This is a genomic window from Pelolinea submarina (genome assembly GCF_003966975.1).
Taxonomy (GTDB): Bacteria; Chloroflexota; Anaerolineae; order Anaerolineales; family Anaerolineaceae; genus Pelolinea; species Pelolinea submarina.
Genome location: NZ_AP018437.1, coordinates 2,543,013 through 2,566,193 on the forward strand (window position 1 = coordinate 2,543,013; position 23,181 = coordinate 2,566,193).

Consider the following 23,181-nt stretch of genomic DNA (forward strand, 5'->3'; position numbering starts at 1 on the left):
TACAGGTTGACACAAAGCGCAACCTAATATATAAAGCGGATATGAGAAAAAATCTGCTTGCCTTCCTGTGCGCGTGCTTGCTGATTAGCTCTGCATGCAGCCTGCCCTTTATCCAACTTACCCAAGATGATAATGGTGACCAGAGTATCGAGTTCTTCTCCGGCATTCAAACCGCTTTTGAACCCAAGCCCACGGCTACGCCAACACCTTCTCCTTCCGGCCGCATTGATGCCGCCGATACTGCCCTGCTGGCCGGTCAAATGGACAAGGCTAAAGAGCTTTATCAGGAAGCCTTTCAGCAATCCGATGACGAAAAAATCCGCTCTCAGGCGCTCTATGGTTTGGGGCGCTGCTATTACAGTGAGCGCCAGTACACCGCCGCCATCGATGCTTTCAACCGCATCCTGGGCCAATACCCCAGTGCTGAGGTTGTGGCCGACACATATTTCATGCTCGGCCAGGCTTACCAGCAGATTGAGGAATACGCCCAGGCTGCTGACGCATATTCAAAATACGTCCAATTAGCCCCCGGTGTGTTGGATGCTTATGCACTCACCCTGCAGGGCGATTCTGCCATGAGCGCGGGAGATTTCACTCAAGCCATCTATGCCTATCAAGCTGCGCTGCAGGCCGATCCGCCCGGCGACTCCTCCAGCCTGAACCTCAAGATTGGACAGGCTTATGACGGCCTGTTGGATTTAACTACGGCTATCCAATATTACATGAACGTCTATAACACCAGCCAGGACGACTATGCGCGCGCCACGGCCAACCTGCTCACCGGCCAGGCATACCTCAAGCTGGATATGCCCAACGAGGCTTACGCGCGCTTTCTGGATTCGGCTTATCAGTTCCCCAAAGCCTACGATTCCTTCACCGCCCTCTCAATTCTGGTGGCTAACGGCGTGCCGGTCAATGATTACGTGCGCGGACTGGTGGATTATTACGCCGGCTCTTACGACTACGCTATTGAAGCTTTCGAACGCTATCTGGCAACCGACCCTGAAGATAACGATGGTTCCGTTTATTATTTTAAGGGCCTCTCCCATTATTTCAACGATGAGCCCCGCCAAGCCATTATTGAATACCAGACGCTCATTGATAATTACCCCGGCAATGCTTATTGGACGCCTGCCTGGGATGAAATTGGATACATACAGTGGGTGGTTTTGGACGAATACACCAATGCCGCTCAAACCTACCTGTCTTACGTGAATAATGCCGCCTCCTCGCCGGATGCGCCCACCTTCCTCTATGAAGCCGGGCGTATTTACGAACGCAACGGCGACCTGGAAAACGCAGCCGAGACCTGGCTGCGCATGATGAATGAGTACCCGTCCTCCGATTTAAGCTATCGCGGTCTGTTTATGGCCGGCATAACCTATTACCGGCTTTCCCGCTTTGAAGAGGCGCTACAAGTCTTCCAACGCATGTTGGTGCTGTCCACCACGCAGGCCGACAAGGCTAAAGCCTATATGTGGATGGGAAAATCCTACCTGGCTCAGGGTGATGAGGAAAACGCGCGCGCGGCTTTCACCTCAGGCCAAAACGCCGACCCGACCGATTACTATGCCATTCGCAGCAGCGAACTGCTCGACGGGCGTGATATGTTCGATATTAAAGACGGTTTCGACCTGGGTTATGACCTGAATTATGAACGCCCCGAAGGTGAAGCCTGGCTGCGGACCACTTTTAATATCCCCGCGGAAACCGATTTGAGCGGTTTGGGAGACCTCCAAAACAATCCCCGTATCAAGCGTATTCAAGCTTACTGGCAAATCAGCCAGTACAGCCAGGCAATCAACGAGGCCGAATTGCTGCGTGCCGAGCTGCAGGGCGACCCGCTTAATCTCTATCGTCTGATGAATTACCTGCTCGATCTGGACCTCTACCAACCGGCCATCTATGCCTGCCGGAATATCCTCAGTCTGGCTGCGCTGGACGACCTCACTTCATTGACAGCGCCTATTTATTTCACTCACATCCGCTTTGGCGCATACTTCCGTGAAATGATCGTCACCGCCGCGAACGACTATAACATCCATCCTCTGCTGCTTTACGCGTTGGTCAGACAGGAAAGCATGTTCAATCCCTTCATTACCTCTGCAGTTGGCGCCAGCGGGTTGGCCCAGATCATGCCGGCTACCGGTAAAGAGAATGTAGACCTGCTCAATTGGCCCAGCAATTACGAATCCGCTGATCTGCTCAAAGGCGAGGTCAGCATCGAACTGGGCGCCTTCTATCTCAGCCGCATGCAGAAATACCTGTCCGGGAACATGCAGGCAGCCTTGGCTGCCTATAATGCCGGCGCAGGAAACGCCGAGCAGTGGTTGGCGCTTTCCAATAATGACCCCGACTTATTCCTGGAGGTCATCCGTGCTTCCGAAACCCAGGATTACCTGGTGCAGATTATGGAGTTTCTGAATATCTACCAGCTGGTCTACGCCCGGCCGCAATAAGAATGAGGAACCGCCATTCTTGATACAAAGAATGGCGGTTTCATTTTTCATAAGGCTCTTGTCCTTAGTGATAAGGATTAATTCGTTATTCGCAATCCTCAAAAGCCGGTTCGATATATTTTTTTATTAGTTCAATCCTATCTTTAGCATCCGGTACGAAAAGCGAAGCGATGGAAATCACCATTTTTTTCTTTGTATTGATGTAGATGGCATTGCCGCCATCACCCATTGCTGCATAACTTTCTCCATCAATGATCCACCAAAGATAGCCATAGGCGATATTTCCCCATTGGACACATCGGCTTTGTTCTCTTGTACTCTCAGCTATCCACTCCGACGATACAATTTGTTTGCCATCCCACATTCCATTATTCAGGTACAATTGGCCAATTTTCGTCATATCCGCAGGCGTCAAGGTAAGCCCCCAACCTGCTGTGTTTATTCCTTGTGGATCAACTACCCAGCCGCAAGTGTTTTCAACTTTTGAATACCACGCCATCTGCTCTTCTTTATTTCGCAGCACTACATTGTGAACATGGATTCCCAACGGGGAGAATAAATTCTCCGCGGCGAAATCAAGAACGGATTGCCCTGTCGCTTTCGCTAGAATTCCCTCCAAGATATGTGTTCCGATAATAGGAGCATATCTAAATTCCCCCGAATTTTCCTTGCCTCCCAATAAATCAAGGGCGGCTTTCACCCAGTTATCGCTCGCAAAAAACTCCTCGTATGGTTCAGACTGACATTTATAAGGGGCCGTCATGTTAAGCAAATTTCGAATCATCACGCCCTGTATTATTTTTTCATCTGCTTGAACAGCATAATCCGGGAAAAATTCCAATACCTTCTGGTCCACGCTCTTGATATAGCCTTTTTCAATGGCTATACCCATCAATGCAGAGAAAACACTCTTCGTCACCGAAGATACATGAATGGCATTTTCGGCGGTGTATCCATTGAAATATTTTTCATATACATTTTTTCCTCCTTTTTGTACGATTATGCCCTCGATATTGCCATAATCATCGTGTATTACTTTCTCAAGCTTAGTATTTTTTTCCTGATCCATGTAATTTCCTCCATTAATTTATGTGAAATACTCAACCAATGAAGGTTACTTTGATTAAAAATGTTTTGCAAGATCAATCTTGATAACCAGAGGCTTCTCTTTTTAAATCAAAAACACCCGTCAAACAGGTGTTCCTTTGAAGCTTACACATAATAATTTCCTGATTTTTATTTTCCGTACATTTATTTCTTTCCACAGTTGAGAATGCTCCGATTTACCTTCACATTTCTCGCAATAACATTGATTGAATATTATTTCTGAATGCCAATATAACAAAAAAGCCCGCGGAAAATTTCCGCGGGCTTTTTATTTTCTATAGACGTTATTTACTTTTTAGGAGCATATTTCAGCGCAGCTTGCGCGGCAGCCAAACGGGCAACAGGCACGCGGAACGGTGAGCAGCTCACGTAGTTATTTCCGATGGTGTGGCAGAACTCGATGGAAGCCGGGTCGCCGCCATGTTCGCCGCAGATACCTACTTCCAGGCTGGGGCGGGTCTCGCGGCCATCTTTCACGGCCACCTTCATCAAACGACCTACACCGTCAACATCGATAGTCTGGAACGGATTCTTGGGCAGAATACCTTTTTCTACATAGGTGACCAGGAAGTTGCGTTCCGCATCGTCACGGCTGTAGCCGAAGGTCATCTGAGTCAGGTCGTTCGTGCCGAAGGAGAAGAATTCCGCAACGCTGGCAATTTCACCGGCGGTGACAGCCGCACGCGGGATCTCAATCATGGTGCCGAACTTATAAGTAAATTCGACTTTCTTTTCGGCCATGACGGTCTTGGCAATTTCAATCAAGCGCGGTTGGATGTGCAGCAGCTCGTTGATGTGTCCGGTCAGCGGGATCATGACTTCCGGTTTGACCACAATGCCCTTCTTGGTCATGTTGGCGGCAGCTTCAAAGATCGCGCGCACCTGCATTTCCACGATTTCGGGCATGACAATGCTCAAGCGCACACCGCGCAAGCCCATCATCGGGTTGGATTCATGCATGGTCTTGACGCTTTCCAGCATGTCTTCTTTTTCTTTCAGGCCTTTGGTTTCGCCCTTAACCCGCATGGTGATTACTTCTTCCAACAATACTTCTTCGGAAGGCAGGAACTCATGCAAAGGCGGGTCGATCAGACGGATGATAACAGGATAGCCGTCCATAGCCTCAAACAAACCTTCGAAGTCCGAGCGCTGGAAGGGCAGCAGTTCATCCAAAGCTTTTACGCGTTCTTCCGAAGTCTCCGCCAGGATCATGCGCTGTACGGTGGGCAGGCGGGTTTGTTCAAAGAACATGTGCTCGGTGCGGCACAGGCCGATACCCTTGGCGCCATAAGCGCGGGCGCGCTGGGCATCTTTCGGGTAATCCGCGTTGGCCCAAACCTGCAAGCCGGTGGTTGGCCAGCCTTCGGGAGCGGTGCGGGTGCCGGGTTTTGCGCAAATTTCATCTGCCCAATTAAGCAGGGTCATCAAATCGGTTTGCTCTTCCAATGAAGGCGCGCCTAAATCCAGTTTTCCCAGGAAAGCCTCTCCGGTACCGCCATCCAGTGAAATCCAGTCGCCTTCTTTGACAATCACGCCTTCTGATTCCAGTTCGCGTTTGTCCAGATCGATGTGCATCATGGATGCGCCAACGATGCAGGGCACGCCGAATTGACGGGCAACCACTGCCGCGTGGGATGTGGCGCCGCCTTCACTGGTCAGAATACCTTCAGCAGCCAGCATACCGTGTACATCATCCGGTTTTGTAAAGGGGCGTACCATGATGACTTTTTGTTTTTCTTCTTTGGCCATTCTTTCGGCTGTGTCGGCGTCAAAGTAAATCTGGCCGACGGCTGCGCCAGGTGATGCGTTCACACCGGTTGCAAACATCTTTCCGGATTTCTTGGCTTCGTCTTTGGTGTTGCCCATGAATTGGGGATGCAGCAATGTATCCACATTCGCGGGAGAAACACGCTTTATGGCTTCTTCCTTGGAAATCAAGCCTTCATTGACCATGTCGACAGCAATCTTGACAGCCGCTTTTGCGGTGCGTTTGCCATCGCGGGTTTGCAGCATCCACAAACGCCGGTTCTCAATGGTGAATTCCATATCCTGCATATTTTTGTAGTGCAATTCCAGTTTCTTGGTGATATCCAGGAATTGTTCGTATGCTTCGGGAAGCGTCTCACCCATTTTAACGATTTTTTCGGTATTACGGATACCGGCCACAACGTCTTCGCCTTGCGCGTTCAGCAGGTATTCACCATACAGCATTTTTTCGCCGGTGGATGGGTCGCGGGTAAAGGCTACACCAGTGCCGGATTCCCAGCCGGTGTTGCCGAATACCATGGTTACAATGTTGACAGCCGTACCCAGGTCATCGGGAATGTCAGCCGCGCGACGGTAGTCAACGGCACGTTTGCCATTCCAGGAAGAGAAAACAGCTTCTGTTGCCAGGCGCATCTGGTCGATGGGATCCTGGGGAAAATCGAAACCTTTCTCAGCTTTGACAACTACTTTGAATTTTTCCACAAGGTCTTTCAGATCTTCAGTGGTCAAATCGGTATCGGCTTTGGTACCGCGTTCTTTTTTCTTGGCATCCAGGACTTTTTCAAATGCTTCGTCTTTAATTCCTAATACAACTGAGCCGAACATGGAGATCAAGCGGCGATAGGAGTCATAAACAAAGCGTTCATTTTCAGTCAGTTTGACCATGCCTTTGGCGGTTTCATCGTTCAAACCGATGTTCAGCACCGTGTCCATCATACCAGGCATGGACATCTTGGCGCCGGAGCGGCAGGAAACCAGCAGCGGATTGGTGGGATCGCCGAATTTCTTTTCGGCAGCTGTCTCAACCGCTTTCAAACCATCCAGCATTTGTTCCCACATACCCGCCGGGAATTTGCTGCCGGCCGCCAGGAAAGCGTTACAAGCTTCCGTGGTGACGGTAAAGAACGGTGGCACAGGCACGCCGATGCGGGTCATTTCGGCCAGGTTCGCGCCCTTGCCGCCCAACAGACCTCGTACGCCGTCCCAAGAGCCGGTGTATTTTTCAGCCTCTTCAACTTCGTTGAAAAGGTAAACCCATTTCTTTTCTGACATAATTAATCCTCCAAATTAGAGTTAATCACAATTAATTTATAAAAATTGCGCTAGTTTACGATTTTACCATAGGTAGCATTTTTGATAAATTCTGCGGGCTTAATTAAGCGATTTTTCCGATTAACATCTCTTTCTTTACCGGGGCTGCCATACCAATCACCTCCCTTGCCTGGTCAACTTTATCCCACACATTCCATAATAAGACCCCTCTCACCCGGTTGTCCTCCAGGTAATAGAGAACGCCTTTCTCGAATTTCTGCTGCCAATCCTCAACCAGTTCGCAGCGTGCGTCCAGCAGGCCAACGGCTTCGTAACCCAGGTCAAACAAATCCGAATAGAAGAAGGGTAAGTAATCATATTTCTCGTCCGCGCCCGCCATGTTGCGGCCGGCAGCTTTGCCCATTTGGGTGGCATTGTCCGCATGCTCCACCCGGATGCGCCGCCCAAGCAGCGAGTTGTAGAAATTCGCCACATCCCCGGCCGCATAGATATCCGGGTCGCTGGTTTGCAGGAATTCATTCACGTGAACGCCGTTATCCACCTTAAGCTGCAGCGCCTCCGCCAGCTCCGTATCCGGCATAATACCCACACCGGCTACGATCCCATCAAATTCATAAGATTGGCCTGAATTGAGACTGAGCTTGTAATGGCCGCCGGTTCTCTCAACATTGGTCACTTTTACATTCGTGACAATCTCAACGCCTTTTTGTTGGTAGTACTCATTGAGATATTCAGTCATCTCATCCGGGAAAACATTCCAGCCGATGCCGGGGCCGATATCGAATAATACGACCTCTTTACCATTCATCGCTAGTGCCGCGGCAATTTCTGAGCCGATAAAACCGCTGCCGATCACTCCGAAACGCTTTTTACTGTCGGACATTTCATGCAGCTTCTTGAAATCCTCAAGAGTCCGGTAATACAGGATGGCGTCTTCGCCAAATGGCAGCTTTCTGCGTTTTCCTCCGGTTGCCAGCAGCAATTTGTCATAATGAAATTCATTACCCGCATCGGTAGTGACAGATTTTTCATCCTTATCAATTTTGGTAACGCGCTGATCGAGCAGCACATCCGCCTTCTTCCCGGCAGTATCCAGCCAAATTTTATCCAACGGCGTTTTCTTCCATAAAGACTTGGAAAGCGGTGGACGTTTATAAGGTGGGTCGGGTTCGGATGAAATAACCAGGATGGTGCCTTCGGAGTCAAGTTCTCGGATGCCCTCAACCGCTGCATCCGCGCTCATTCCCCCGCCAATTATCAGATAGCGATAGTTTTTCATGATTCTTCCTTTTTATTAACTATACTAAGCTGAAATTATCGTTAAGATTATTAGCAATATGTAAATCAAGCGAAAGCAGTACCAATTAATGGTTAAGGAATCGTCCGATGATATTTAAAACCAACGTTAATATGATACTCAATAAGACGGAAAGGAAAATTGGAAAGAAGATTGTAGCATTCCCCATCTGAATTTTAAGCGTTCCGGGAATATTGCGGGGTAGTATCTTCCCAAGCAGCCAGAAAATTCCCCCGACTGCCAGAAGACAGACGCCTGCAAGAATGAACCAGCGGCTGAGCGACTTAAAATCCATTGTGCTTATCCATGTTGATGTTTAACAGGTATAAGTTTAATCCAAAATTGCAGATGTCTTTAAATTAAACAGGAGAAGATTATTAATCTTCTCCTGTCGTTTCTGCAAAGAGGATTTAATTCACCTGAATCAATTTGTAATCCAATGTACCCAGATGGATTTCTTCCGCGTGGCCTAAACAATCACGCCAATGCACGTCGGGGTGAACGTGTACAAATTTATCCTCCCCCTCCTTGTAATCGCCCTTCTCATAAAGACGACTGCTTTTCACGCCCGGAACCGCATTGACCAGGTCGACGCATGCATGGTCAAGAGCAACCGGGTCAAAAGATGCAGCAATACCCAAATCCGGCGCAATCGCTTGGTCATTCGAATCCCAGCAGTCGCAATCCGGTGAGATATTCATCATAAAATTGATATGGAAATGCGGTTTGTCTTTTAATACCGCAAACGCGTATTCGGCGATTTTTTTATTGAGCAGCTCGGCAGCCTGGTCGTAGATGGCCGTGGCCGCGCCGTAATGGCAGCTGGCAACACATTGGCCGCAGCCAATACATTTGTTGTAATCGATCTGTGCATTCAGGTTTTCATTGTAAGCGATGGCCTTTTGCGGGCATTTCCGGATACACATGCCGCAGGAAACACAATTTTCTTCTTTTATCTTCGGCTTGGAAGAGGAATGCATCTCCATCTTTCCCTTGCGTGACCCGCAGCCCATACCGATGTTTTTCAACGCGCCGCCGAAACCGGTTTGCTCATGGCCTTTGAAATGGTTCAAGCTGATAACAATGTCACTGTCGGCAATAGCAGAACCGATCTTGGCGCTTTTTACCAAATCAAAATCCAGCGGGATTTCCGTTGCGTCCCCGCCGGTCAAACCATCAGCGATCACAACATCACATCCCACTGCAATCCGGTTGAAACCATTTTCCATGGCGGCTTCCAAATGGTCTACCGCGTTTGCCCGTCTTCCATAATACAAGGTATTGCAATCCGTAAGGAATGGTTTGCCGCCCATTTTTTTGATTTTTTTCACAACAGCCGCCGCGTAGTTGGGGCGCAGATAAGCCAGGTTTCCGGGTTCGCCGAAGTGGATCTTTAATGCGACCAACTTATCCTGCATTTCGATCTCTTCAATTCCAGCTTTTTTGATTAGACGGTTTAACTTGTCATACATATTAATTCCGGGTTTGGTACGCATATCAGTAAAAAATACTTTTGAGGCCATTAATTATTCTCCTTAATAAATTGGATAAATGCTAATAAAGCAGAAGCAACTTCTTTCGGTTCTTCCAACATGGGCATATGCCCGGCATTGGAGATTTCCACTAACCATGGTCTTTTCATTTTCTGGGCAACAGACCGCAAAGATTCAATTGGTACAATTTGATCATTCTGCCCGGCGATTATCATGGAGGGAATTTCTAAACCGAGAAAGAGATCAAGTGAATCCGGGCGATCAGCCATTGCCGCCAGAACTCCCATCACACCCACTTGCGAAGCATCCAGGATGATCTCCCTGCAAAATTTTTGAACACTATTATTATACGAAAGTTTTTCGGGCATCGACAAAATGGCATCGCCAATACCATTCTTCCTCACATCCTCAATGGATTCCAAACGGGCTTTGCGTTTTTCGGGAGCATCCGCGTTAGTTCTTGACGCCACCAAAGTCAGGCCGGCCAATCTCTCAGGAAAATAACGCGCCAGTGCCAATGCCACGTATCCACCCATCGAATGCCCGCCGATCACGCTCTTCTCCACGCCTAAAGAATCCCACATGCCAACCACATCTTCTGCCATCTCCAACATGCTGTATGGCCCTTGGAGCGCGGGCGACTTGCCGTGTCCGCGCAGATCAGGCAATATTAATCGGGCTTCTTTTTCAATTTGTGGAACGAGTTCCATCCAAATAGAATGATCTAATGGGTATCCATGAAGCAAAGTAATAGGGAGTCCATTCCCAAATTCTTCCACATAAAGTTTGGTTGTCATGTATTAATCTTCTTTCCTGTCCAACAGACATAGAATATGCTTGTAGGCCATTTCCTTACTGTTGATTATTCCGGCTGCCTGACCTTCCTGAACATCTTCCAGGAGCTTCCCAATCTGAGGTCCGGGGGCCAGGCTGAAATCACGCATGACCTCGTCTCCCGATAGCAATGCGGGAGGCGCAATAATTTGATTATATTTTCGAAACCAGCATTCGAGCAATGTCCGGCAGGTATTGAGTGCTTTCTTCCATCGCTCCGGGGTGATTGTATCCTCATACGTAGCCAGAATATCGGCCAGATGGAAAATACCGATTAACACACCGGCGGATCCGCTGCGCTGAAAGAAGCGGTACAACACTCTTCTTGAATTTGCCTCGTCCGTTCCGTTAATCCCCTCGGGTAACATGTGGTTACGGATGATGTGATCGACAAACTGAAATTCTTCTTTTGAAAGCGCCCAATTGGATCTGGTTTTGTCGAACAAATCCGCGCTTTTTTCGGCATGGCCGGGAAATCCAATTTTTCCGGAGACTTCTACCGGGTTTATCTCCACCTTGCTAAGGTCATGGTAAAGAATCGCCAGGTAAAGCAGACCATCATACTGGCGTTGAGGGTGCAGGGGGCGCGAGAAATAATCAACGAGGTCGGATTGAAATTCATCCAAACTCTCCCAGGCTGATTTTATAAATACATTCTCTGGAACAATATCGCTGCCATAAATGTGCTCCAATAGCTGCTGGCAGTAATCCAATACGTACAATGTATGCTCTTTTAATGAATGGAAATGCCGCGGTATGTCCTGCAGCCGGTCAAGCTCTGCCAAATATGGAAAAACCAGATCCCAAATTTTATAGGATTGCATCAGCTCGCAGGATTGCTTGATGTTGTCGCTTTCAAATACCGCAAAAAGTTCGTCCCTTTTTCTCTCCGCGGATATACCGCTCAAACCGGGGGCTGCTGCTTGAATGAGAACTTCAGCCGATTGATCCAAGGTTAAATTCAAGCGCTGTTGAAAACGCACTGCCCGGATAGTCCGGATGGGATCGTTTGCAAAACTCGCGGGGCTGCAGGGCCGCAATAGACCGGCACGCAAATCCTGTGCGCCGTGCAAAGGGTCAAACAAATCCTTGGGAGCGGCAATATTTACAGCCATTGCGTTGATGGTAAAATCCCGCAATTCCAAGTCGGTTTGAATTCCCTCTGATGCCAACGTGGCAAAATCCAGGATAATAGACTCGCCTTTTATTTCCACCAGCGCCCTGCCGGTTCCGCGTTCCGCATCCAGGGCATAATAATGTCCCCCCAATTTATCGGCGCAAATTTTTGCGGCTTTTAATGCGTTTCTTTTAACCACAAAATCGAGATCGTGGCTGGGAATATCAAGCAGATGGTCACGAATGGATCCTCCGACCAGATAGATTTCTTCACAAGTCTCGATTAATGTCGTGACAACATCACTTATCTCGGGTCCTAAAATTTTGCGGATCATTCTGTGGATTCTAACTCATCCCTCGTATCTTTCCAGATCCACCACGCCAATGAAAGGTAAATTGCGGTAATACTCATCCAGGTCCAGACCGTAGCCAAAGACGAATTTATTAGGGATGGTAAAACCGGTATATCGAATTGGCACTTCCACCTCGCGGCGCTCCGCTTTATCCAGCAAAGTACAAATATTCAAGCTCTTGGGTTTGCGTGTGGACAGCAATCTAAGCACGTACGCCAGCGTATTGCCGCTGTCAATAATATCCTCAACAATCAACACATCCCGCCCGCAAATATTCGTATTCAAGTCCATGGTAATACGCACCATGCCTGAAGTATTTCGGTTTCCCGCTCCATAGGAGGAGATCGCCATAAAGTCCATGGAGTGCGGAACGTCAATGTGACGGGAAAGGTCGGTCATGAACATAACCGCACCACGCAGGATGCAGATCAACAGCAACTGTTGTGCGTCCTTGTAATCATGGCTGATCTGCTTGCCCAGCTCGGCGATGCGCGCCTGCAATTTATCTTCAGGAACGAGAATCTCTTTTAAAAAGCTGTGATAGTCTTCCATATTATCAATCCCGTGGAACTTCATGGTGCGCCCGGCAGCGGGCTTCATACATTTCAGAAGCACCGACGATCACGATCGGGTCCTCATAGTGTGCCGGTTTACCGTCAACCAAACGCTGTGTGCGGTTGGCTGGTTCTCCGCATGTCATGCAGATCGCCTGCAGCTTATCGATCTTGTCTGCCCGTGCCAGTAATTCCGGAATGCAGCCAAAAGGTTCACCCCGAAAGTCCATATCCAACCCGGTAACAATCACCCGAATGTTATGGTTAGCCAACCGTTCGATGATATCAACAATACCGTCATCAAAAAATTGGGCTTCATCAATACCGACTACGGTGGTATCGTCCTTCATGTTTTTCATGATCTCGGAGGAATCGGAAATTGGTATAGCTTCAAAGTCCAAACCGGCATGCGAAGTTACCTTACTGGCATTATAACGGTTATCGATAACCGGCTTGAATACCTGTACTTTTTGTCTGGCAATTACTGCCCTTCTTAAGCGGCGGATCATCTCTTCGGTTTTACCGCTAAACATAGATCCGCAAATAACTTCTACCGAACCGGTTTTATATTCCATTCAGACTCCTTATCGCATTATTTAGATTTTACACTAACTCATATCCGGCTTAAATAAAAAGAAGGCAGAAACTGCCTTCTTAATTAACAAATTAGTAATTGTTAAACCGTGATCTCTTCCGCCGCTGGGGGTAACTCATAACCCATTGAGCGCAGTTTCTTTTTGACATCGATCAAAGTCTTCCGGCCAATGCCCGGCAATTCCAGCATAGCTGCTTCGCCTGCTTCGAGACGTTCAAGGATCTGGCCGACTGTTGTCATGCCGGCTTCAGCCAAAGATTCGGTAGCACGCTTGCCCAACTCCAACTCCTCAACCGGACGATCGGGAGAAGTCTTTTCGTCCTGTTTGCGTTGTTCGTCGGCGATGAATTCCTGGCGAGCTTGTAGTTTCTTATAGAAGCGATCGACCTGACCTTCAATATCGATCAAACGCGCCTGTTCACCCGTGAAGAAAGGATGGCATTTTGAGCACACTTCCGTGTGGATTTCTTTTTGGGTTGAACCGGTCTTCCAAGTGTTTCCGCACGAGCAGATCACTGTGGCATCCGAATAAAACACGGGATGAATATCTTTTTTCATATTATTTAACCTCTCAAGTCTTTAGGCTTCGTCCATGGGAAGAACACTGACTTTTTTCTGGCCATTGGGTAAACGGGTAAATTCAACCACACCGTTCGCCATAGCAAAGAGAGTGTAATCTTTTCCAACTCCAACGTTATTACCGGGTTTAATTTTTGTTCCGCGCTGGCGGACTAAAATATTCCCGCAAATTACGGTTTCGCCACCGTATTTTTTCACGCCCAGGCGTTTTGATTTACTATCACGGCCGTTCCTGGTTGAACCGCCACCTTTTTTATGTGCCATATTTCACTTCCTTTTTTGAACGATTATTCAATCAACAGAATAATATTTTTCTCAGTAATAATCTCAATACAGTTTATTAAACCCTATTTCTTTTCTGAAGGCTTTTTGGCTGCACTGGGTTTAGTAGTTGTCTTCTTGGCTGCCGGTTTTGCTGCGGTTGAAGCTTTTGCCGCTGGCTTCTTCGCTGTGCTGCTTGACGCCTTTTTGGCTGCGGCGGCGGGAGCTTTTTTAGCTGCGGGTTTCTCGGCTTTTTCTACTTTAGCTACCGGTTCTTCCACTTTAGCAGGTTTCACTGTCTTACCTGCGAAAGCAATGGATTCAACCATAACGCGGGTATATTTCTGGCGGTGGCCGGTCTTAACGCGGTAACGCTCTTTTGCGCGATACTTGAATACAATGATCTTGGGGCCTTTGAAGTGTTCCAAAATGGTTGTGTCAACGGATACATTGGAAAGATACGGCGTACCTACTTCCACTTTTTCGTCATCAACCAGAAGTAAAACTTTGTCGAAGGTTTTCTTTTTACCGACTTCATCTGGCAGCAGATCTACTTCAATATAGCTGCCTTCGACAGCTTTGTACTGTTTGCCGCCACTTTCCACAATTGCATATAACATATAGTTTCTCCAATCTTCACTTCACCGCGATCCACGCGAATCAACGCCCGGTAACGGGGAAGTTGGAATACATAATTTTACCCCAGCAACCTACCGCTGGGGCAAGCGAAAGCAATTATATATTACGTTATTCCCAATGTCAACCGGCGGATAATTTTCTAACGTCCCCATCCCGCACGGTAACTTCTTGTTTATCCAAATATTCAAGAAATGCCAGCGCATATTTCCGGCTGGTCTGGAAAAGATCTCGAAACTGGCCCAGGGTAATCTCTTTCTCAGTTTCGAAATACGCGATTGTCTTCGCTTGCAGCTGCTGGTACGTCTGCGGCAAAATGGCAATATCTTCCTCTAAGGATATCAAATATCCCTTATCTATCATGGCAGAAATCAGATCGTCTCCATATTTTTCTCGTTCCGCGCGTACAGAAGGCGGTTGGAATTCATTTGAGGAAAATTCCGCCAGGATAGTTTGAATGGATGCCTCTTGTTCCTCGGAAAAATGGACTTGGTAATTCGCCAGGCCTACTTCTCCATTCTTTTCAGCCAGCAATCCCTCTTGAATCAATTTTTCAAGGATCAGGTTGAATGACCGCTGCGGAATTTTCAGCAATTCCCACAGGGATTTGCGCGGCATACCTTCTCGCAGAGGGCGCTTTTGGTAAAAATCGGTAAAAATACCGGTTATCTTCTCTTTCAATATCGCCCAATTCGTTCTGCTGACTAAAAGTGTATCCCGGATACCCGCCGCTTCGATGATGACAATTTCGTCAGGGACTAAAACATCAATCAATTCATTGGCTTTACCCGGCTCAAAGCCGCTGGCCTTTAGAAATTCCTGGCGGGATACAACTCCGCACTTGTCCAAATTGGATAAGAGAATATCTTCATCGGATCCGGAATCCATAAGCGCCATTTTTTTCAATGAATCATCGGAAAATCGTTTATAGCGTTTTACGGAATGTGTATTCAGCACAATCCCGCCGGCAATGGTCTCGGCCGGAGAAGGCCTGCGCAAAATGAAGGAATCCCCTTTTTCAACCACAATTTCGTCTTCGAACTCCAGCTGCACCCAACCGTCTTCACCGGGGCGGATCTCTTTCTTCCCGATAACCCGCACACGCGCGATGGATTGGGCCGTATTTATAAAACACTTGAGAAAGTCGTTGTGGTTGATGCTGCTGTTCGCCTCTGCCAGCATTTCAACCTTCGCATCAATTCTGCGGCTGGTGGAATAATTACCCGGTAGAACCACCACCTGTCCCCGTTTGATATCTTCTTTCTCCACACCGATCAGGTTGATGGCAGTGCGGTTGCCCGGAAGCGCGGTATCCACCTTCCTCTTATGGCTCTGAATGCTTCGAATGCGGGAGGTTCTTTTGCCGGGAAGAATCTCAACGGATTCCCCGCTATGAAATTCACCATTCAACAGCGTTCCGGTTACAACAGTTCCAAATCCTTTCAAAGAAAAGACCCGATCAATCGGCAAGCGTGGTTTTCCGGAATTGCGTTTGGGAGGGCATTGAAGCAGGATGCTTTCGATTTCACACGAGAGTTCGTCCAGGCCTTCCTTTGTATACGCGGATACGCGCATTATTTTTGCTTGTTCCAGGAAACTGCCTTTTATGAGACCACGGATATCTGCTTCCACCAGCTCCAACCATTCGGGATCATCCACGAGGTCGATTTTTGTCAGCACGATAATCCCATACTGAATTTTCAACAGCTTCAATATGGCTAAATGTTCTCGCGTTTGCGGCATTACGCCTTCATCCGCTGCAATAATCAGCAAAACTGCGTCAATCCCCCCTACGCCTGCAAGCATATTATCGATGAAATCGCGGTGCCCGGGCACATCCACAATCCCCACTTCGTTTCCTGAAGGCAGCCCGTACCAGGCAAAACCCAAATCAATCGTCATTTGACGATCTTTTTCCTCTTTAAGCCGGTCAGGATCGATGCCTGTCAGTGCTTTTACTAAAGTGGATTTCCCATGGTCTACGTGACCTGCAGTACCTAGTACATACATATCAGCTTTTTATCTATTGGATTTAATCTCTCCGAACGCATCCATCCAACCATTCACCATATTGGTCAGACCTTGCATACCTTTCTGAATTTCGCGGCTCATTAAGATGAGTACTTCCTGCATCTCATGCGTACTGTCCTCCACCGCTAAGATTCTTTCTTTGATTTTATCCACCTGGTCTCCCAAAGTAACTTGTTTTTCATCAAAGACAACGGAGATATTGGACCATTTCTTTTCCGAATCAGCTTTATAGGTGGACCATTCCTGCCTGAATTTCTCATCCAACAGCCGGTAAAGTTCGGTTACTTCATTCATCCGTCGATCGAAGCGCTGGGTAATCTCCTCGAAGGTGGCTTTGGTTTTATTCAGATCGAGCTGTTGGTTTTGTAATTCCGGCAGCAAACGATAAACTTGTTTTATGGCCTCGTCGAACTGCTGCTGCCATTCTTTCCATATGCGCTCATATTCACGTTGGCTGATGGTTTGCTGTTCAATGAAGTTTAGATAAGACTGATTTCGATCCGATTCGGCATTCACAACTTCGGTTAAACGGCTGTCATTGGTGTGCACATCATTCAATAAGATATCCTGTTTCAATCGGACATCATCCTGCCGTTTCTTGAATGTTTCAATCTCCTCAGAAAAACTATCCAATTTCTTCTTATATTGACTGAATTCATTCATCAGCAATGATAAATTGCCTTTGACTTCATCATCCCGCTGTGTTTTGCTGTTTATTGAATATTCAAGCTCCTTAAATCGCTGCAACAATCGCGCTGTATCTTCATCATGAAGCTGGAGCTTTTTCTCAAAATCGCTGGTGATATCTTTGCGTACTTTTTCTACTGCGATATTCAGTGCTTTAATTTCATCTCGCTGCAAATTTTCGCGCATTTTCTGATCGGCGACAATTTGCTTTTGGGTTTCATCAATCTTACGGTTTAAATCTGTCCTCGTTTTATTAATTGCCGAATCAAAATTACCCAAACCTGAAACAGTGGTCCCTAAACGATCAACTTCTTTTTTCTGTTCACGGACAGTTGTTAAAAAGTTGGTAATTTTCTCTTCCAGGTTATTCGTCTTTGCGGTTTGTATAGTTAACGCTTTTTTCAGCGTGGTTATTTCATTTTCTAATTCGTTTATTTTTTGAGCTGTTTTTTCAGATTCCATCATTACCTTTTAATGCTGAACTTTTTCAGTTAATTCTTTTTATCGAGCCAGAAACTCAAAGCTGCTTAATATCTGATTGAAGCTGGGGAAGAATAGATTTGGTATTATTCCAGCCAGGATCACAATGACAATGATTGCAGCCAGAAATTTGTTTTCCTTTAAATCATCAAGAATTGAGACGGCATCAAACTCGTCGGCTAATGGTTGCATTATAACCACAAAAATACGCAAAAATGAAATAGATAATAAGGCGTTGCTTCCGATAACCAATCCGGCGATTAATGTCGAATTTCTGGCAGATTCCTGATACAGCGATTGAACAGGCAGGAATCCAACTGTCAGCGGCATACCGGTGACAGAGAATAATGCCATCAATATACTTATAGAAGCAATTGGAAACCGATAAAATAGAGAATCAAGATCGCTAATCTGTTCAATCACACCCTTTTTTTCGATGGCTAAAAAGGAAATCATTAATAAATACAAACTAAGAAACCGGGGGAGGAGTAATTCAGAAAAAATCTGGAATCCCTGATTTGAATTTAACCCCAGGGCAATTAATAAGAAACCGCTATAAATAATTGTAAGGTACCCAACCAGTTTCTTAATTCGGGTTTGGAAGGTCGCCCAAATTGCGCCGGAAAAGGTTAGGACCAAACCAAATAATAGAAGCGCCTGGTAAACCAAATCATAATCACGCAGCCAGACAAATCCATTCAGGTATTTCAACAGGATGATGAAAATTGCAAAAGGAAGGATAGCCAAAATATACAATCCATCCGGGACCTCGGATTCTTCCGCGATCAAAGGAATCCAGGAATGAAACGGGAAAATACCCAGCCAGAAGACAAACCCAAATCCTAACAATACCGTAGCTTGAACGAGCTGAGTGTCATTAACCGGGCTGGTTTCGCCGCCCGCTAAATACCAGCCTGCCAATAAAATGAAAGGCATTCCTAAAGTAAAAAATACCAAAGCACGGATGATGCCTTTGGACTTTCCGGTGGTTAAATCAACCGCTATCATGCTGCCGATTATGACCGCAACCTCAATCAACAGCGCTGAATACAAGAATGGTTCAACTGCGATTGCCGCCAGGAGCAAGCTGGAAAGGGCCAAACCCAAAGGAATGATTTTCGAATGTTTATTATAGATAAACAAGGCAGCGGACCAGATTGCCAAAATCGAATAGAAAATGCCGATAACAAATTTATCTGAGTTTTTAAATTCCAGGGTGCGGCCCAGTAAGTTAAAGGTTGTTGTAAGCTTAATCGTTAATCCTTGCGTTGAATCAACGTCGCCGAAACGGACCACCAGGAGCAGTAAAACCAGAAAGAAGCAGAAGGCTGTCTGAATTAATGCAACCAGCTGGTAATTTTTCCTAAAAAAGATCAATACGATCGATGCAAAAAAAGGAAGAATAATCCAAACCAGAGGAGCGCTCATTCTTCACCCTCCCCGCTGAAAATTCCCTCCAAATAACTTCCCAAAATACATATTGAAATGACAATCAAGGCATAAAGAGCCGTTACCAGCGCAGAACCCTCCAAAGAAGAGTAAATAATATCAAAACCGCTCAGGAGCGTCAGTAAACCAACTATGACATTGAAAATCCTCTGATCGGTACTGAATTTAATGATTCCGCAAATCAAGAAAACCATGCCGATAAACAGGTTGGTATATTCGATCGGCAGCCAGGCATTTAAGCGACTAATCGTCGCCAACACGATGATCCACGATAAAATCGCGAGCAGTAAAATGAAAATCCGCGATGAAATACTGCCAATGGGTTCCTCTTGAACTTCTGTGTTCATCTTCGTTGTGCTTAACAAAATCACACCAATTAAGCCGGTAAGTAATTTAACCGCGGCTAAAGGCAGCGGCCAGATTTGGACAATCAGGATGAAACCAAATAAATAGGTCATCGCTAATCCAAACAAGGTCCAGCGCCAATCGCGTGGAACCAGAATCGCGGCAGTGACAACCAACGAGAAGAATATAAGCAGGGAATTGATAATCATTAGCTTAGCCGGTCCTCAGCAATGTCACCAATAAAGCCATAAACACGATTGACCACAGGATACCGCCTTCGCCTTCCATCAGGTTGGAAAAACCATTCGCTATCGGTCGTAATCTCTCGGCCATGAAAGTGGCTGCTGTAATCAACCAGTCAAAGGATAGAATTTTTGCAATTCGTCCATCAATCTTTGGTTGATCAGCTTTATTTTTCTCCGCAGGGCTCGTATCAGTTTTTCTGCGCTTCCAAAAATAGTACCCAGCCAGCGCCAGAATAGCCGGTAGGCAAGCCCACCAATTCGATATCTCATTCAATAATGATCCGCTTGAGCGATAACTGATCAAAAGGATTGCCAGGACAGAAAATAGAATCGCTATCAGGTAATTTAATTGTGAGGAAGAATCCAATTCATCAAATTGTTCTTTTTTTGAAGCGAGATAAGAATAAAAACCGAGCAAATACAAAATTTGGAAAATTAAAACAAATATAATGGAAAATTTAAACCCATCGGCAAAGAACAGGCTGCTGCCATAGCTGGTTAGTGTGAATGGAATTCCCATCATTGAAATAAGCAGGAAAACCGGTAGAAAACGCGTTGAGCTGCCGCGGTGGCTGAAAAGCATCATCCAGCACCCGCCTAGAAGCGTCAAGACCAACCAGGGAACCAAATCTTGATGGGTACCTGTGATAAAGCGGAAAATGGTAAATGCGGTAAACGCGAGGGTTAGATAATAAATCCCGTTCCCCTCATCTCTGGATTGCGTCCACAGCAATCCAAAATAATACATGCCGGCGATTGAAAACAGGCTGAGGAGTATATAGGAAAGAAATGGGATCTCTTTATAGGGAATATAAACTACAAGGAACAGACTGCTGATAAAAGGGATGAGATAGAAAAACAGACCCGTAACAGTTCCTATTTCCGTTTTCTCTTTGCGCGGGAACCGGAATGGCAGCACCCCACAGTGCAGTATCGCTGCGGCGAAGAACAATCCGCTTGAGGCTGCTGGAATGTTATTTAACAATAGAATCTGGTTATTGCCTCCGCTGGAAATGGCCGTGGCATAAATCAATAACAGGCTTCCCAATAGCTTAAAAAACAAGGGAGTTATCACCTGAGAATTGGTGGGTTCTTTGTGCATGAAAAGCAAGAAAACCAGGCTGCCGAAATCCATGGCTGTCCAAGCGATAATTACCGTCCATAAATCCGCAGCCGTAACCGCAATATAAGCCAGGATTATCTGTCCGGCTTCCAAAACCCAGAAAATGAAGTCGTGATTCAATTCCTGTTTAGAGCCCGATATAAAAAGGAAAGCAATATGCACGCTTAGTAAAGTAAAGACGATTACCCAATTCGTTGGATTAATCGCGAAGGTCAGACTAATCCGAGAAACATCCGACGAAAACCAGTCTTTTATCGTGAAAGCAACCGTGCCATCATGCGGGATAATTACGACAATTAGCCATAACAAAATACTTACCGCAGCCATGAGTATCCATACCCGCGGTAAGTTCATATGCCGCTTGCGCATAATGTAGGCGGCAACCGTGCTTAATAAGAGGATTAAGAAAATCGCTGCAACCAGCATTTAGTCCTAAAGTACCTGAGTCTCACTGCGCTTGATGAATCTCCCTTCCCCTTTTTCACCCAACCATTTTGAACCATCCACGATCATCTTTCCGCGCAGCAAAACTTTTTCCACAACACCTTTCATCGGCCAACCTTCATAAATATTGTAATCCGTGCGGTGTTGGGCATATTTATAGCCGTACTGAATTTCTTTATCGGGATCCCAAATGGCAATATCCGCGTCCGAACCCGGCAGCAGTGTGCCTTTCTGGGGATACATACCGAATATTTTCGCCGGGTTGGTGCTGGTAATTTCCACAAAGCGGTTGGGAGTGATACGGTTTGTTCCCACGCCGCATGACCATAACACCATCAAACGGTCTCCCACTCCGGGCAGGCCATTGGGGATTTTGGTGAAATCATCCTTGCCTAATTCCTTTCCGGGAATGGCAATAGCCTGACCTTCATACATGATGGGGGTCGTGCCATCATAGAAGAATGGGCAATGGTCGGTTGCCATGACTTGCATGGTGCCGTCTTCGACCGCCTTCCAGATACCGGCATTATCTTCCTCGCTTCGCAGAGGCGGCGAGCATATCCACTTAGCGCCATCCGGCTGTCGTAATTGTTTAATAGTAAAGAACATATACTGCGGGCAGGTTTCCCCCATCACCGGCAGACCTTTTTGTCTGGCCCAGCGCACGTGTTCCACACCGCCTTTGGTATTCATGTGCACAATATAGACCGGAGCTTCTGCCTGCGCTGCCAGAGAAATTGTTCGGAAGACTGCCTCGACTGCGCCCAAAGCCGGGCGTGTCAGCGCGTGCCATTCAGGCGCGGTGTGTCTGGCCGCCAGGGCTTCTTCGGTCAAAACGTCGATTACATCCCCATTCTCTGCGTGCACCATCACCAGCATGCCGTTATCTCTGGCTATGCGCAGTACCTTGAAAATCTCACCATCATTCAGGCGTAAGCGGTTGTTGTATGCCGTGAAAACCTTCAATGTGGTAATTCCATCATTTTTCAACAACGGTATTTCCCTGGCGATCGCATCATCGAAGTGTGAAATATTCATATGGAAGCTGTAATCAATGGCTGCTTTGCTGTCAGCCTTCTGATGCGAGGCGTTTACACAATCCTGCAAATGGGGAAAATCCTGTGAAACAAAATCGATCACGGTAGTGGTTCCGCCAAACGCGGCGGCTTTGTGACCGGTATAGTGGTCATCCGAAGAGACTGTGCCGGCCATCGGCAGGTCGAAATGCGTATGCACATCCACCCCTCCGGGCATGATCAGCTTTCCCTTGGCATCGATGACTTGCATTCCTTCTTGTTCCGGGATATTTTCGGCAACTGTGGAGATTTTTTCACCTTCAATTAAAATATCCGCATAAAAAGACTCAGACGCAGTGATGATTTTCCCTGATTTGATCAGGATAGCCATACCAACCTCCTGTGATCTTGTTTATTATTGTGTAATTATATTGCACCCTGTTATACCTGAGTGCTTTCGCCCAAATGCAAATCACCCAACATCATTAATACTTCCGGGGTTAATTCCAGTTCAGGAAGATTTCCGCTGGAATACAATTCAGATTCGCATGCTTTCTCGCACAAGGAATGCCATAAAATCTTTCTCTCTTCCGATTTAACTACCAGGTCGTTGATGATCCTTGCTCTGGCGAATAGTTCACCGGTTGTATAGAGAAAAGCAATCCGCTTCCACTTATCCGCTGGAATTGGTTTTTGCAGCCGTTCCAATTTGCCCAACTGCAGTTTGTAATACTCCTCATTCGCGCGCGGATGATCCGGTTCATCACGGATGATTTCTTTGCGCAGGGCCAATTCCACTCCCCGCACCTCGCTGAAATACTCAATACAATTGGCATGCGCCTTGCCAAAGCTGGCAGGTTGATAGAACGCCAGATAGTCAACTTGTACAATTTTGGGGGCAAAACGAAATGGGATGCGATACCAGCCAAGCACGCGGGCGATCTCTAAATCGCGCGGTGAGGGCATGACCGCCACCAGCAGCAATGCTGTGGATGGCGGCAGGTTGTCTCCCTCATGCGCCTGGCCGGTATCGATCAT

Annotated in this window: 20 protein-coding genes and 1 pseudogene; 1 reads left to right on the forward strand and 20 read right to left on the reverse strand. The window is 46.9% G+C overall.

The genetic code is table 11. The features are described 5' to 3' along the window. The first annotated feature begins 41 nt into the window (after positions 1–41). Positions 42–2,459 carry a tetratricopeptide repeat protein gene (locus tag Pelsub_RS11185; RefSeq protein ID WP_116223654.1) on the forward strand — a complete coding sequence of 806 codons (2,418 nt, stop codon included), beginning with the start codon at positions 42–44 and terminating at the stop codon, positions 2,457–2,459. Between the two features lie 85 nt (positions 2,460–2,544). Here Pelsub_RS11185 and Pelsub_RS11190 read toward each other — a convergent pair whose 3' ends face one another. The 20 genes and pseudogenes from Pelsub_RS11190 to Pelsub_RS11280 form a co-directional block, all read right to left on the reverse strand. After that, entirely contained in the window at positions 2,545–3,528 is a 984-nt protein-coding gene (locus Pelsub_RS11190; RefSeq protein ID WP_116223653.1) for a serine hydrolase domain-containing protein, read from the reverse strand. 326 nt (positions 3,529–3,854) lie between these two features. Continuing rightward, positions 3,855–6,605 carry a pyruvate, phosphate dikinase gene (ppdK, locus tag Pelsub_RS11195; protein WP_116223652.1) on the reverse strand — a complete coding sequence of 917 codons (2,751 nt, stop codon included), beginning with the start codon at positions 6,603–6,605 and terminating at the stop codon, positions 3,855–3,857. Between the two features lie 103 nt (positions 6,606–6,708). Then, the gene (locus Pelsub_RS11200) at positions 6,709–7,884 is read right to left on the reverse strand and encodes an NAD(P)/FAD-dependent oxidoreductase (protein WP_116223651.1); all 1,176 of its coding nucleotides are present in this window, start codon (positions 7,882–7,884) and stop codon (positions 6,709–6,711) included. A gap of 85 nt (positions 7,885–7,969) precedes the next feature. Then, positions 7,970–8,197, reverse strand: coding sequence for a DUF2905 domain-containing protein (locus Pelsub_RS16010; protein WP_116223650.1), 228 nt, complete (start codon positions 8,195–8,197; stop codon positions 7,970–7,972). A 115-nt stretch (positions 8,198–8,312) separates the two neighbouring features. After that, on the reverse strand, positions 8,313–9,425 hold the full coding sequence (locus tag Pelsub_RS11210) for a DUF362 domain-containing protein (RefSeq protein WP_116223649.1): 1,113 nt from the start codon (positions 9,423–9,425) through the stop codon (positions 8,313–8,315). Next, on the reverse strand, positions 9,425–10,192 hold the full coding sequence (locus Pelsub_RS11215; protein WP_116223648.1) for an alpha/beta fold hydrolase: 768 nt from the start codon (positions 10,190–10,192) through the stop codon (positions 9,425–9,427). The genes Pelsub_RS11210 and Pelsub_RS11215 overlap by 1 nt, the downstream gene beginning before the upstream one ends. Positions 10,193–10,195: 3 nt before the next feature. Continuing rightward, positions 10,196–11,680 carry a tRNA nucleotidyltransferase/poly(A) polymerase family protein gene (locus Pelsub_RS11220; RefSeq protein WP_116223647.1) on the reverse strand — a complete coding sequence of 495 codons (1,485 nt, stop codon included), beginning with the start codon at positions 11,678–11,680 and terminating at the stop codon, positions 10,196–10,198. A gap of 15 nt (positions 11,681–11,695) precedes the next feature. After that, positions 11,696–12,250, reverse strand: coding sequence for a hypoxanthine phosphoribosyltransferase (hpt, locus tag Pelsub_RS11225; protein ID WP_116224981.1), 555 nt, complete (start codon positions 12,248–12,250; stop codon positions 11,696–11,698). A 4-nt stretch (positions 12,251–12,254) separates the two neighbouring features. Next, entirely contained in the window at positions 12,255–12,827 is a 573-nt protein-coding gene (locus tag Pelsub_RS11230; RefSeq protein ID WP_116223646.1) for a thymidine kinase, read from the reverse strand. Between the two features lie 101 nt (positions 12,828–12,928). Next, positions 12,929–13,192: a DNA-directed RNA polymerase subunit alpha C-terminal domain-containing protein gene (locus Pelsub_RS15910; RefSeq protein WP_267896278.1), complete on the reverse strand. Its 264-nt coding sequence runs from the start codon at positions 13,190–13,192 to the stop codon at positions 12,929–12,931. 3 nt (positions 13,193–13,195) lie between these two features. Then, a pseudogene (gene rpmE / locus Pelsub_RS15915) lies at positions 13,196–13,405 on the reverse strand (50S ribosomal protein L31); the annotation flags it as partial. A 21-nt stretch (positions 13,406–13,426) separates the two neighbouring features. Beyond that, a complete protein-coding gene (gene rpmA / locus Pelsub_RS11240) occupies positions 13,427–13,690 on the reverse strand; it encodes a 50S ribosomal protein L27 (protein ID WP_116223645.1) in 264 nt (87 codons plus the stop codon). Positions 13,691–13,773: 83 nt separating this feature from the next. Beyond that, positions 13,774–14,307: a 50S ribosomal protein L21 gene (rplU, locus tag Pelsub_RS15855; protein ID WP_198418349.1), complete on the reverse strand. Its 534-nt coding sequence runs from the start codon at positions 14,305–14,307 to the stop codon at positions 13,774–13,776. A gap of 139 nt (positions 14,308–14,446) precedes the next feature. Beyond that, entirely contained in the window at positions 14,447–16,333 is a 1,887-nt protein-coding gene (gene selB / locus Pelsub_RS11250; RefSeq protein WP_116223644.1) for a selenocysteine-specific translation elongation factor, read from the reverse strand. Positions 16,334–16,342: 9 nt separating this feature from the next. Continuing rightward, complete coding sequence (locus Pelsub_RS11255; protein WP_126440513.1) at positions 16,343–17,506, reverse strand: coiled-coil domain-containing protein; 1,164 nt, start codon at positions 17,504–17,506, stop codon at positions 16,343–16,345. Between the two features lie 36 nt (positions 17,507–17,542). Beyond that, a complete protein-coding gene (locus tag Pelsub_RS11260; protein WP_116223642.1) occupies positions 17,543–18,949 on the reverse strand; it encodes a proton-conducting transporter transmembrane domain-containing protein in 1,407 nt (468 codons plus the stop codon). Next, entirely contained in the window at positions 18,946–19,524 is a 579-nt protein-coding gene (locus Pelsub_RS11265) for a hypothetical protein (protein WP_116223641.1), read from the reverse strand. Before Pelsub_RS11265 ends, Pelsub_RS11260 begins: the two co-directional genes overlap by 4 nt. 4 nt (positions 19,525–19,528) lie before the next feature. Further along, on the reverse strand, positions 19,529–21,010 hold the full coding sequence (locus Pelsub_RS11270) for a hypothetical protein (protein WP_116223640.1): 1,482 nt from the start codon (positions 21,008–21,010) through the stop codon (positions 19,529–19,531). A gap of 105 nt (positions 21,011–21,115) precedes the next feature. Then, the gene (gene hydA / locus Pelsub_RS11275; protein ID WP_116223639.1) at positions 21,116–22,534 is read right to left on the reverse strand and encodes a dihydropyrimidinase; all 1,419 of its coding nucleotides are present in this window, start codon (positions 22,532–22,534) and stop codon (positions 21,116–21,118) included. Between the two features lie 50 nt (positions 22,535–22,584). Beyond that, entirely contained in the window at positions 22,585–23,181 is a 597-nt protein-coding gene (locus Pelsub_RS11280; RefSeq protein ID WP_116223638.1) for a hypothetical protein, read from the reverse strand.

Bases quoted from the DNA above. Each gene is read 5' to 3' on its own strand.
- Pelsub_RS11190 (WP_116223653.1), bottom strand. From the start codon at position 3,528: ATGGATCAGGAAAAAAATACTAAGCTTGAGAAAGTAATACACGATGAT.
- rpmA (WP_116223645.1), bottom strand. From the start codon at position 13,690: ATGGCACATAAAAAAGGTGGCGGTTCAACCAGGAACGGCCGTGATAGT.
- selB (WP_116223644.1), bottom strand. From the start codon at position 16,333: ATGTATGTACTAGGTACTGCAGGTCACGTAGACCATGGGAAATCCACT.
- Pelsub_RS11210 (WP_116223649.1), bottom strand. From the start codon at position 9,425: ATGGCCTCAAAAGTATTTTTTACTGATATGCGTACCAAACCCGGAATT.
- Pelsub_RS11280 (WP_116223638.1), bottom strand. From the start codon at position 23,181: ATGATCGATACCGGCCAGGCGCATGAGGGAGACAACCTGCCGCCATCC.
- Pelsub_RS11265 (WP_116223641.1), bottom strand. From the start codon at position 19,524: ATGATTATCAATTCCCTGCTTATATTCTTCTCGTTGGTTGTCACTGCC.
- Pelsub_RS16010 (WP_116223650.1), bottom strand. From the start codon at position 8,197: ATGGATTTTAAGTCGCTCAGCCGCTGGTTCATTCTTGCAGGCGTCTGT.
- rplU (WP_198418349.1), bottom strand. From the start codon at position 14,307: ATGTTATATGCAATTGTGGAAAGTGGCGGCAAACAGTACAAAGCTGTC.
- Pelsub_RS11255 (WP_126440513.1), bottom strand. From the start codon at position 17,506: ATGATGGAATCTGAAAAAACAGCTCAAAAAATAAACGAATTAGAAAAT.
- hydA (WP_116223639.1), bottom strand. From the start codon at position 22,534: ATGGCTATCCTGATCAAATCAGGGAAAATCATCACTGCGTCTGAGTCT.
- Pelsub_RS11230 (WP_116223646.1), bottom strand. From the start codon at position 12,827: ATGGAATATAAAACCGGTTCGGTAGAAGTTATTTGCGGATCTATGTTT.
- Pelsub_RS11215 (WP_116223648.1), bottom strand. From the start codon at position 10,192: ATGACAACCAAACTTTATGTGGAAGAATTTGGGAATGGACTCCCTATT.
- Pelsub_RS11260 (WP_116223642.1), bottom strand. From the start codon at position 18,949: ATGAGCGCTCCTCTGGTTTGGATTATTCTTCCTTTTTTTGCATCGATC.
- Pelsub_RS11270 (WP_116223640.1), bottom strand. From the start codon at position 21,010: ATGGCTGCGGTAAGTATTTTGTTATGGCTAATTGTCGTAATTATCCCG.
- Pelsub_RS11185 (WP_116223654.1), top strand. From the start codon at position 42: ATGAGAAAAAATCTGCTTGCCTTCCTGTGCGCGTGCTTGCTGATTAGC.
- hpt (WP_116224981.1), bottom strand. From the start codon at position 12,250: ATGGAAGACTATCACAGCTTTTTAAAAGAGATTCTCGTTCCTGAAGAT.
- ppdK (WP_116223652.1), bottom strand. From the start codon at position 6,605: ATGTCAGAAAAGAAATGGGTTTACCTTTTCAACGAAGTTGAAGAGGCT.
- Pelsub_RS11220 (WP_116223647.1), bottom strand. From the start codon at position 11,680: ATGATCCGCAAAATTTTAGGACCCGAGATAAGTGATGTTGTCACGACA.
- Pelsub_RS11200 (WP_116223651.1), bottom strand. From the start codon at position 7,884: ATGAAAAACTATCGCTATCTGATAATTGGCGGGGGAATGAGCGCGGAT.